Raw genomic sequence first — 10,938 nt, 5'->3', positions numbered from 1 at the left:
AAAGCACTAAACTCGCACCGTGGACGAGCACCGCACGATCGAACAGACACCGTTCGCCTTCACCCCACCCGACACCGAACCGAACATCGAGTTCGAACGGGTGCGCCGCAGCGACCCGGCGCCGCGTCGCAGACGACGCTTCCCGTTCGTCGTCGCTGCGGGCCTGACCCTGGTGCTTCTCGCCGCCGTCGGGTGGGTGGGCGTCGGCGGCTGGCGGGCCGCCGGGAACCTGCGCACGGCGGCCGCTCTCGTCGCCACGATGCGCCAACAGGTCCTCTCCGGCGACCTCCCGGCCGCCCGGGTCACGTTGCGGTCGTTGCGGAAAGAGACCACCGCGGCGCAAGAGCGCACGAGTGGCATCGGGTGGCGCGCCGCCGGTCTCCTGCCGTGGGTCGGCGACGACCTCGACGCGGCCCGGACCATCGCCACGACGCTGGCCGACCTCGCCGACAACGGCCTGCCGCCGCTGCTCGACGCCGCGGAGACGCTCACCGGCGGAGGCCTGACCCCGGCGGCCGGCCGGATCGACCTCGACGCGCTGTCCTCGGCGGCCGGGTCGCTGACCGCCGGCTCCGACGTCATCCGCCGGTCGACCGACCGGATCGCGGCCATTCCGACCGGCGGCCTCGACACCCGGACCCGCACAGCCGTCACCCAACTCGACGGCGGGCTGGCACGGCTCACCGGGCTCCTCGCGCCGGCTTCGCGTGCGGCGAACCTGTTGCCGGAGATGCTCGGCGCCTCGGCGCCCCGGCGCTATCTGGTGCTCTTCCAGAACCTCGCCGAGGTGCGCGCCACCGGCGGCATGCCGGGCGCGTTCGTGGTCATCGAGGCGAACAGGGGCGCGGTGACCATCGTCGGCCAGGGCAGCGCGGCGGGTGACCTGAAGACGTTCGAGCAGCCGGTGCTGCCGCTGGACGCCGACGCCGCGGACCTCTACACCGACCGGATCGCCACCTATCCCGCGAACATCAACCTGACGCCGCACTTCCCGACCGTGGCGCAACTGGCCCGTGAGATGTACCGGATCCGCACCGGCACGACCGTCGACGGCGTGCTCGCCACCGACCCGGTGGCGCTGTCGTATCTGTTGAGCGCCACCGGTCCGGTGCCGATGCCCTCGGGACCCCCGTTGACCGCCGACTCGGCCGTCCGGTTGCTGCTGTCGCAGGTGTACGCCGGCGCCCTCTCGTCCGCCCAGCAGGACGCCTACTTCGCGACGGCCGCGCGTGCCACGTTCGACGCCCTCACCCGACGGCCCGGTGACCCGCGCGGCCTGGCCACGCAGCTGATGCGCGCGGTGACCGAGCGGCGCGTGCTGTTCTGGAGCAGCGACCCCGACGAGGAGGCCGCCCTCGCGGGCACGGCGGTCGAGGGCGCGCTGCCGGTCGACGACGGCGCGAAGCCGGGCGTGGGGCTGTTCCTCAACGACGGCAGCGGCGCGAAGCTCAGCTACTACCTGACCCAGTCCGCCGAGGTCACCACCGGAGACTGCACCGGTGACGGGCGGCGCGAGCTGAGCGTGAAGGTGACGCTGGGTTCGAGCGCCCCGGCGAGCGGGCTGTCGAAGTCGGTTCTCGGGCTCGGCAAGTCCGGCGACCCGTACACCGTGCGAACGCACCTGATGGTGTTCAGCCCGACCGACGGCTCGATCGCCGACGCGTACGTCGACGGTGTGTCGGTGCCGATCGGTTCGGGGTTCGAGCGCGGGCGGCAGGTCGCCGTGGCGACGATCGACCTGCCCCCGGGCACCCGCAAGACGTTCTCCGTCACGCTGATCACCGGCCCACTGCCCACAGTGGACACACCGGTCACTCCCGTCGTCTGGACGACGCCCGGTGTGTCTCCATGGCGCACCACAATCACCGCTGGCAAGCCGTGCGATAAGTGAGCTGTTTTGCCGGATTCGTGAGTTAGGCGCAGGTTCTCCGTGTTAGAACCTAAGAAACCTTTCCTAAGGGGATTTCATGCGCACTCAACGCACCAAGGCACTGCTTGCCGCAGTCGGGGCCTTCCTACTGGCCGCCGTCGGTGTCCTGCTCGCACCGGGCGCGGCGAGTGCCGCGCCCGACTACCCGCCGCCGCCGGCTGACCTGTCGCTGAGTTCCGGCACGGTTCGTGCCGGCAACAGCGTCGGCGTGTACGGCCAGGGTTTCGGGGCGAAGGAACCGGTCATCATCGTGATCAAGGTCCGGCCGCGTTCCGGATTCTGGTTCCCGCGGCAGGGCTTCGTCACCCACAAGCAGAAGGTCTGGACCAACAAGGACGGCGAGTTCAAGACCCGCGTGCCCACCTACGTCGCGGGCACGACGACGATCGTCGCGCACGGCCTCGACTCCGGCGAGGACGAGAAGGCGAAGGTCAGGGTCCTCGGCCGCAACCTGGGCCCGGGCTACGGCCACTGGTCGGACCACGGCGCCCCGAGCGCCCCGGGTGGCCTGCCCGGCATGCAGGCCGTGGACAACACGGTCGGCCGGTGGCTCGGAAGCGCGCCCGGCTGGGGAGCCTCCTGGCGCGCCTGGTAGTCCGCCTCTGTGGGACGCACATGCGCCCGGCCGGTTCTGTGAACCGGCCGGGCGCTTTTCTTGTGCGTGGACGTGCAGTTCCCCTGTATGCGGCCCTCTTGTCTGCGGCCCTCTTGTCTGCGGCCCTCTTTCATGCGGCCGTGCGCTTCTTGTCAGGCAGCTGCGCTGCCCCTGATCACATGGCCAGGTCGCGCCTGCGGAACACCGCCAGCCCGGTGCCACCGATCGCCAGCGCGGCGGCTGTCAGCACCACCAACGGCAGCGCCTCGACCGGCGCGGCCGGCGCATTCGGCACGTGGGTGAACGGCGACAGGTCGAGCACGACCTGCGGCAGCTCCAGCACGGCTCCCAACTGCATGACGAGGAAAGCGGCCGCGAGCACCCCCCACGAGATCGGAACCGCCAACCGCGGCAGCACCCCGAACACCGCGACGACGAGCGCACCGATCACCATCGCGGCCGGCAGCCGCACCAACGCCGCCCCGATCGCGGTGACGGTCTCCCCACCCGGGTCACCCGACGAGAGCCCGTACGCGAACCCGAGCGACGCCCCGTACAGCACCACCAGGGCGATCAGCCCCAGCAGCGTGCAGACCACGTGTGCGCCCAACCAACGCGTCCGGCTCACGGCCGTGGCGAGCACCGGCTCGAGCATTCCGCCCGCCTCCTCCGAGCGCATGCGCAGCAGCGCCTGGATGACGTAGCCGCACGCGATCAGCACCCCGATCCCGAGGATCGCCGACAGGTAGCCCTTGACGAGGTTCTCGGTTCCCCCGAGCTGCGCGATGACCTCGGCCAGGTCCTCGTTGCCGCTGACCATCGCGTCGACCTCCTTCGCGACGGCTCCGAACGAGACACCGAGCACCAGGAGCCCGATGGCCCATCCGAGGAAGGACCCGCGCTGCAGCCGCCACGCCAGGCCGAGCGGGCTGCCCAGCGACCGCGGTGCCCGCGCCGGCCCGGGTCGCACCGGCATCATTCCCGTACCGATGTCGCGGTGGGCCGCCAGGACGGTGGTGAGGTACAGCAGGACCCCGAACAGCACCACCGACGGCAGCAGGAGGACCACCCGGTCGTCGCTGAACGGTCGCACCTGCTGCGCCCAGCCCATCGGCGACAGGTACGACGGCCAGGAGCTCTCGACGTACTGGCCGTTGCGCACCACGTCTCCGGTGGCGTCACCGACCGCACGCAGGAGGAAGCTGAGCCCCACGAAGGCTGCGGCGAGCCCGTTCGCGGCCCGCGCGCTCTCCGCGATCTGCGCGGTGACGGCGGCCACCCCTGCGAAGGTGATCCCCGCGAGACAGAGCGCGACCCCGTAGAGCACTGCGCCGCCCGCCGGTAGCTCGAAACCGAACAGCACCAGGGTCGAGACACCGGCGAACACGACGTCGGTCATCACGGCGAGCACGAGCGCCGCGGTGACCATCGCGTACCGCCCGACGGCACCCGCGCCCACCATCTCGGCGCGGCCGGTCTCCTCGTTCTGCCGGGTGTGGCGCACCACCATGAACGTCGTCATGAACGCGATCAGCAGGATCGACACCAGGAACGTCTCGCTCGTGACGATCGAACCCATCGACGGCCCGGAGGTCGGACCGTTGAACGCGACCGACACGACGCTCGTGGCGGTGCTCGTGGCGTAGGACTCCCGCTCCTCGACGGTGTTGTAGAGCCCGACGATGCTCGACCCGCTCCCGCCGAGCACGGCCGCCTGCGCCGCCAGCCACACCGGAATCTGGATCCGGTCGCGCCGCAGGGCCAGCCGGAGCAGCGATCCGGTGCCCGTGAATCCGCTCATCGCGACGGCACCGCCTGGTCCACCCGCACACCCGACGTCCCGGCACTGCCCCCAGCACCGCCCTGGGCACCGCTCGCGTCCTCCGCGCTGCCTTCGTAGTGCCGCAGGAACAGCTCCTCCAGCGTCGGCGGACGACTGGTGAGGTCGCGGATACCGAAGCGGGTGAGATACGCGATGACCTCACCCATCGCACCGGGCTCCACGTCGAACGAGGCTTTCGTGCCTGCCACGCTGACCGCGTGCACGCCCGTGACCGACTCGAGGTTCTCGGTCGGCCGGTCGGTCTCGACTGTCATCGCGGTCCGGGTGAGGTGGCGCATGTCGGCGAGCGTTCCACTCTCGACGTTCCGGCCGGCCCGGATGATGCTCAGCCGGTCGCACAAGGCCTCGACCTCGGCGAGGATGTGGCTGGACAGCAACACCGTTCGACCCTCGGCCTTGGCCGACCGCACGCAGTCACGGAAGACGGCCTCCATCAACGGGTCGAGCCCGGAGGTCGGCTCGTCGAGGATGAAGAGCTCCACATTGGACGCGAACGCGGCCACCAGGGCGACCTTCTGCCGGTTGCCCTTCGAGTACGTCCGGCACTTCTTCGTGGGGTCGAGCTCGAATCGCTCCAGCAGGTCGCGCCGGCGGGTCTCGTCGGCTCCGCCACGCAGGCGCCCGAACAGGTCGATCGCCTCACCACCCGACAGGTTCGGCCACAGGTTCACGTCACCCGGCACGTAGGCGAGGCGACGGTGCAGCGCCACCGCGTCACGTACGGGATCGCCCCCGAGCAGCCGCACCGAGCCGGAGTCGCGCCGGAGCAGGCCGAGGAGCACGCGGATCGTGGTGGACTTGCCGGCACCGTTCGGGCCCAGGAAGCCGTGCACCTCGCCGACGTCGACAGACAGTGTGAGCCCGTCGAGCGCGCGGGTACGGCCGAACGTCTTGACCAGATCGGTGGCCGCTATTGCCGCGGCGGAAGCGGTGGTCATGGTCCCTCTCAATCAGTGAGACCTTGCGTGATTACCCCGTGGCACAAACGCCCCGGATTACTGACCATCGGTCAGCACGATCGACGCTACGCGCTGTCCAGCGGTCAGCGCAACCGCTATAGTTTTGAGATGACCGACGACACACTCGGCCCCGGCACCGCCATAGCGGTGGATGGGGTGGAGGGTGCGGAGGGAACGCGCGACCGCATCCTGGCCGAGGCGATCGAGATGTTCACCCGGCACGGCTACCACCGCACCACCCTGCGCCTGCTCGCCGACCGGCTGGGCATCACCAAAGCCGCGATCCTGTACCACTTCCCGGCGAAAGATCGCATCATCGTCGCGTTGATGGACCCGTTCGTCGTCGCCATCGAGGAGGCCATCGAGCACGCCGCGGCAATCCCGTTCCCAGATTCGCGCAGGGTGCTTCTCGACGGCATCCTCGACGCCTACCTGGCCAACCAGCAGCTGCTGCTGATGGCGCGCACCGATGCCTCGATCTTCACGCACGAGGAGACCTACCAGCGGTTCATGCGCATGCCGGGTCGCGTCATCGAGATCATGGTCGGGCCCGACGCACCGCTGGAAGACAAGGTCTGGGCGGTGCAGCTCATGGGCACCCTCGGCGACTCGGTCCTGTTCTTCGGCGACGCCCCGAAAGCCGAGCTCCGGGAGGCGATCCTCCAGGGAACCCTGCGCCTACTCGTCGACGGGCCACCGAGCCACACGCCGGAAGGGCCCCGGATCGACATCACGTGGCAGGACCCGCGCCTCACCACGTCGTACGAGCCCACCGGTCCCCCGCACACCGGCGGCGTCGAACGGCTCGGAAGCGGCCGACGGGTCGGCCGCCCCCGGGCGCTGAGCGGTGAGCGGATCGAGCGGGCCAAGGAGATGTACGCCAGCGGCGCGCACAACGTCGACGCCATCGCCGCTGAGCTGGGCGTCTCCCGCGCCACGGTGTACCGCTATCTCAATTAGTCGCAAAACCGCTCGACGTCTCAAAAGAATTATGAGACCGTGTCAGCATGCTCGTACTCGAGGAACAGCTCGGGGCCGTCCTCTCCGTGGCGGATCTCCATCCGGCCGGTGAGCCCGGTCAGGTCGCCGGTTCCCGATCCCGCCACGATCACGCCGGTGGCCACCTCGGGCTGGTCCGCGTCGGGTCCGGCGCTGTGCATGAGCACGAACGAGCCGGTCCGGCCACCGAGCGTGCCGGTCACGCGTTCCATCGCGGTGTACGCGATCTGGCCGCAGTTGAGCATCGTGGCCACGGCGGTACCGGCGAGGTCGTCACCCTTGTAGACCTTGCGGAACACCACGCGACCCAGGGCGGAGGTCTCGCCCGTCCCGTCCACGGCGTGCGGTTCCCAGTCCTCGATGGAGAACGGCGTCGTGCTGCTCGGCATGTCAGGAGCTCGCGTTCGAGATGCAGAACGGGTGGCCCGCCGGGTCGAGCATCACCCTCCAGCGGTCGGGCTGTGGCTGCTCGTCCGGTTTCGTGGCGCCCAATTTGATGAGCGCGGCCTCGCCGGCGTCGAGGTCGTCGACGCCGAACTCCATGTGGGCCTGCTTCGGCACGTCGGGCTTCGGCCACGTCGGCGGCACGTAGTTCTCCACGCGCACGAAGCCGATGCCGTTCGGTCCCATCTCGCCCAGGAACACGAAGTCGTCGCTGGTGTAGCTGACCTCGAGATCGAGCATCTGCCGGTAGAAGTCGGCCAGGGCTGCCGGGTCAGCGCAGTCCATCGACACGCCGACGTAGCGGGCTATCGCGGTCATCAGGGTCTCCTTCTCGGTGTGGTGATCACGTTTAGCCTGGCACCCTCGACTGACACCTTCTGTCAGTCGAGTTCGAGAGGCTGAACGTCATGCGCGCCAGTCGACTGCTGTCCGTTCTCCTGCTTCTGCAGAACCGGGGCCAGCTCACCGCCCAGCAGATCGCCGATGAACTGGAGGTATCCGTGCGCACCGTGTACCGCGACATCGACGCGTTGGCGGCGGCTGGCGTCCCGGTCTACGCCGAGCACGGCCACGGCGGCGGATACCGCCTGCTCGACGGCTTCCGCACCCGGCTCACCGGTCTCACCGCCCGGGAGGCCGAGTCGATCTTCTTCGCGGGCGTGCCCGACGCCGCCGCGGAGATGGGTCTCGGCGCGGTGCTCGCCACGGCCGAACTGAAGCTGCGGGCGGCTCTGCCCGCGAGCCTGAACCAGCAGGTCGGCCGGGTTCGCGACCGGTTCCACCTCGACGCGGCCGGCTGGTTCCGCGAGACCGAGACCCATCCCCGGCTCGCCGCTCTGGCGGGGGCGGTCTGGGACGAGCGCAGGGTCCACCTCACGTACGAGCGTCACGCACGGCCGAAGGTGGTGGAGCGCACCGTCGACCCGCTGGGAATCGTTCTCAAGGCCGGCGTCTGGTACTTCGTCGCCCGGGTCGACGACGACCTGCGCACCTACCGGGTGGCGGCGATCGTCGACCTGGAGGTGCTCGACGAGCGGTTCACCCGTCCCGACGACTTCGACCTGGCCGACACGTGGGCGACGTGGGCCGACGACTTCGAGCGGAGACTGTTCCGCGGAGAGGCGGTGATCCGGCTGTCGCCGAGCGGGGTCGAGATGATCCCGTACCTGATGAGCCGGGCGATGGCGCGCGGCACGCAACACACGATCCAGCCACCCGACGCCGACGGCTGGGTGCGCGCGGTGGTACCGATCGAGTCCGTGCGGCACGCCCACGGCGAGCTGCTTCGGCTGGGCGCCGACGTCGAGGTGCTCGAACCGCCCGAGTTACGCGAGATGCTGCGGGCCACGGTGGCCCGGCTCGCGGCGTTCTACGGTTCGGCCCCGGAGGAGTCCGCCGCGGCCCGTACCAGTGGGAGCACGCGGTAGGGGATCTGCTCGGCGAGAGCGATGTGGGTGATCGCACGCACGATGCCCTCGTGCCCGACCACCTGGTCGATCACCCGTTGCAGGTCGGCGTTGTGACGGGCGACCACCCGGCACAGCAGGTCGCCGGAACCGGTGATCGTGTGCGCCTCCAGCACCTCGGGGATCGCGGCGAGGTGGGCGGCAACCGGTTCGTGGCCGAGGCGCTGGCTGATCTCCAGCGTCACGAAGGCGGTGACGCCGAACCCGATCGCCGCGGGTGCGACGTCGGGGCCGAAGCCGCGCACCACCCCACGCGCGACGAGCTTGTCGAGTCGCGCCTGCACCGTGCCGCGGGCGGCGTGCAGGCGGCGGGCGCATTCGAGGATGCCCAGCCGCGGCTCGGCGGCCAGGAGGGCGATCAGACGAGCATCGAGATCGTCCAGTTGACTGGGCAATCTGTACACCTTCACTGGGAGGGAGGAAGACGATTTGTACAAGCTGACCACAGATCATAGCCACTGTTGCCCACGCCCCGACGCGCCGCGATCCTCGTGGGATGACCAGTGCTATCGAGGACGAACTCGTCGGCGCCGTCGATCACGACATCGACAACGATCCGTTTCCGGTCAGGGGGATCGACCACGTCCGGTTCGTGGTCGGAAACGCCAAGCAGGCCGCTCACTATTACTCCACCGCGTTCGGCATGACCCTGATCGCGTACCGGGGCCCGGAGACCGGTCATCGCGACGTCTCCGAGTACGTGCTGAAGTCCGGCTCGTCCCGGTTCGTGTTCGCCGGCAGCGTGCGGGCAGGTACCCCCGAGGCGGAGCACCACGCCCGTCACGGTGACGGCGTGGTCGACATCGCCCTCGAGGTGCCCGACGTCGACGCCGCCTACCGGCACGCGGTCGAGCAGGGTGCACGCGGCCGCGACGTTCCGCAGGACTGGTCCGATGAGCACGGCGTCGTGCGGTTCGCCGCGATCGACACCTACGGCGACACCCGGCACACACTGGTCGACCGGTCGCGGTACACGGGTCCGTTCCTGCCGGGGTTCGTCGCGCGGTCGCCGCTGGTGGGCCCGCCGGCCCGCCGGTACTTCCAGGCGATCGACCACATCGTCGGCAACGTCGAACTCGGGCACATGGACGAGTGGGTCGGTTTCTACCGGCGCGTCATGGGCTTCACGAACATGGCCGAGTTCATCGGCGACGACATCGCCACCGACTACTCGGCACTGATGAGCAAGGTGGTCGCCAACGGGACCCGCAAGGTCAAGTTCCCGCTGAACGAGCCCGCGATCGCCCGCAAGAAGTCGCAGATCGACGAGTACCTAGAGTTCTACGGCGGGCCGGGCGCCCAGCACATCGCCCTGGCCACCGGCGACATCATCGCCAGCGTCGACGCGATGCGCGCCGCCGGTGTCGAGTTCCTCGAGACGCCCGACGCCTACTACGACGACACGCTGCGCGAGCGGATCGGCGACGTGCGCGTGCCGATCGAGGAGCTGCGCGCCCGCCGCATCCTCGTAGACCGCGACGAAGACGGATACCTGCTGCAGATCTTTACCAAACCGGTGCAGGACCGCCCGACGGTCTTCTACGAGTTGATCGAGCGCCACGGCTCCATGGGTTTCGGCAAGGGCAACTTCAAGGCGCTGTTCGAAGCCATCGAGCGCGAACAGGCCCGCCGCGGAAACCTGTAGCAGCCGCCAGCAGCCAGCCGCCGCCCGCGCCGCCAGCGGCCGCCAGCCGTTTCCGCGGGCCACCGCGGCCTGCAGCCGACCACGTCCGCCCGGCCGAAGGTCCTCCGGCCGGGCGGAAACGTGCGTGCCGACCCGTGGTCACCGGTTCGGCACGCAGGGGGCGGCGATCACCCGCGCCCGTGGGGGAGGATGGACCGGTGACCCAGCACGGATACCCGTACCACCCCCCAGGTGAGCAGGGAGGCCAGCAGCCCGGCGGACAACCGCCGTGGGGGCAGCCGCCGGCTCAGCCGGGGCAGCCTGAGTACGGGCAGCCCCAGTACGGGCAAACGCCGTCCGGGCAGGCGTCACACGGCCAGCAGTACAGCCAAGGGGCCCAGGCTCACGGCCAGCAGTACGGCCAAGAGGCCGGCGCCCGGCAGTACAGCGTCCCGCCGGGTGGGCAGTACGCGCAGGTACCGGCGTCCGGATACGGGGTGCCCGCCGGCGCACCCGGCTACGGGCACGTCGGGCACCCGGCGGCCGGCGGGTTCGCGGGACAGCAGCAGGCCGGGTACGCGTCGCAGCAGCCGGCCGCGCCCAATGGCCAGGTGCTCGCCGACGTCGGGATGCGGTTGCTCGCCCGGCTCATCGACGGGTTGATCGTGGGTGGGGTGGTCTCGATCGTCATGACGATCGTGATCGTGGTGGTGTTCGTGACGATGATCAACTCGGGGGACGGTGCCACGTTCCTGGCGGTGCTGGTGGTCACCGAGTTGGTGGCTCTCCTGCTGGTCATGGCCGCGCAGTACGTGTACGACGTGGAGTTCGCCAAGCGCGACGGCCAGACGGTCGGCAAGCGGGTCCTGAAGCTGCGCATCGTGCCGCTCGACCCCAACCAGCCGCTCGACCGGGCCGCGCTGGCGAAGAGGTGGCTGGTCACCAGCCCGGGTGGGCTGGTTCCGGGGCTCGGGATCCTCGACGCCCTCTGGTGCCTGTGGGACCAGCCCTACCGGCAGTGCCTCCACGACAAGTTCGCCAAGACGGTCGTAGTTAAGGTGCCAGCGTGAGCAAGCGC

At 69.9% G+C, this 10,938-nt stretch carries 11 protein-coding genes; 6 read left to right on the top strand and 5 right to left on the bottom strand.

All coding sequences use genetic code 11. The features are described 5' to 3' along the window. Positions 1–19 precede the first annotated feature (19 nt). Together Voc01_RS07320 and Voc01_RS07315 are read left to right on the top strand one after the other, a co-directional pair. A complete protein-coding gene (locus Voc01_RS07320; RefSeq protein WP_203926497.1) occupies positions 20–1,891 on the top strand; it encodes a DUF4012 domain-containing protein in 1,872 nt (623 codons plus the stop codon). A gap of 76 nt (positions 1,892–1,967) precedes the next feature. Beyond that, positions 1,968–2,525, top strand: coding sequence for a hypothetical protein (locus Voc01_RS07315; protein WP_203926496.1), 558 nt, complete (start codon positions 1,968–1,970; stop codon positions 2,523–2,525). A gap of 175 nt (positions 2,526–2,700) precedes the next feature. On the opposite strand, the gene Voc01_RS07310 is transcribed toward Voc01_RS07315, so the two are convergent. Continuing rightward, on the bottom strand, positions 2,701–4,326 hold the full coding sequence (locus tag Voc01_RS07310) for an ABC transporter permease (protein ID WP_203926495.1): 1,626 nt from the start codon (positions 4,324–4,326) through the stop codon (positions 2,701–2,703). Then, positions 4,323–5,306 carry an ABC transporter ATP-binding protein gene (locus Voc01_RS07305; RefSeq protein WP_203926494.1) on the bottom strand — a complete coding sequence of 328 codons (984 nt, stop codon included), beginning with the start codon at positions 5,304–5,306 and terminating at the stop codon, positions 4,323–4,325. Before Voc01_RS07305 ends, Voc01_RS07310 begins: the two co-directional genes overlap by 4 nt. Positions 5,307–5,435: 129 nt before the next feature. Here Voc01_RS07305 and Voc01_RS07300 point away from each other — a divergent pair, with 129 nt between their 5' ends. Then, positions 5,436–6,287 carry a TetR family transcriptional regulator gene (locus Voc01_RS07300; protein WP_203926493.1) on the top strand — a complete coding sequence of 284 codons (852 nt, stop codon included), beginning with the start codon at positions 5,436–5,438 and terminating at the stop codon, positions 6,285–6,287. Positions 6,288–6,316: 29 nt separating this feature from the next. Here the strand turns inward: Voc01_RS07300 and Voc01_RS07295 are convergent, their stop codons facing one another. After that, complete coding sequence (locus Voc01_RS07295; protein ID WP_203926492.1) at positions 6,317–6,715, bottom strand: DUF3224 domain-containing protein; 399 nt, start codon at positions 6,713–6,715, stop codon at positions 6,317–6,319. Between the two features lies 1 nt (position 6,716). After that, the gene (locus Voc01_RS07290) at positions 6,717–7,088 is read right to left on the bottom strand and encodes a VOC family protein (RefSeq protein WP_203926491.1); all 372 of its coding nucleotides are present in this window, start codon (positions 7,086–7,088) and stop codon (positions 6,717–6,719) included. Positions 7,089–7,177: 89 nt separating this feature from the next. Between Voc01_RS07290 and Voc01_RS07285 the strand changes: the two genes are divergently transcribed. Then, positions 7,178–8,197, top strand: a complete 1,020-nt coding sequence (locus Voc01_RS07285; protein ID WP_203926490.1) for a helix-turn-helix transcriptional regulator — start codon at positions 7,178–7,180, stop codon at positions 8,195–8,197. Here the strand turns inward: Voc01_RS07285 and Voc01_RS07280 are convergent. Beyond that, positions 8,140–8,631, bottom strand: a complete 492-nt coding sequence (locus Voc01_RS07280; RefSeq protein WP_373873792.1) for an Lrp/AsnC family transcriptional regulator — start codon at positions 8,629–8,631, stop codon at positions 8,140–8,142. The two genes, Voc01_RS07285 and Voc01_RS07280, sit on opposite strands and share 58 nt — an antisense overlap. Before the next feature lie 101 nt (positions 8,632–8,732). Here Voc01_RS07280 and hppD point away from each other — a divergent pair, with 101 nt between their 5' ends. Both hppD and Voc01_RS54010 read left to right on the top strand, forming a co-directional pair. Then, a complete protein-coding gene (gene hppD, locus Voc01_RS07275) occupies positions 8,733–9,881 on the top strand; it encodes a 4-hydroxyphenylpyruvate dioxygenase (RefSeq protein WP_203926489.1) in 1,149 nt (382 codons plus the stop codon). 197 nt (positions 9,882–10,078) lie between these two features. After that, complete coding sequence (locus Voc01_RS54010) at positions 10,079–10,930, top strand: RDD family protein (RefSeq protein ID WP_275423700.1); 852 nt, start codon at positions 10,079–10,081, stop codon at positions 10,928–10,930. Positions 10,931–10,938: the final 8 nt, after the last annotated feature.

Origin of the sequence: Virgisporangium ochraceum (assembly GCF_016863655.1) — a bacterium.
Lineage (GTDB): Bacteria > Actinomycetota > Actinomycetes > Mycobacteriales > Micromonosporaceae > Virgisporangium > Virgisporangium ochraceum.
This window is presented reverse-complemented; position numbering and strand designations above follow the sequence as displayed.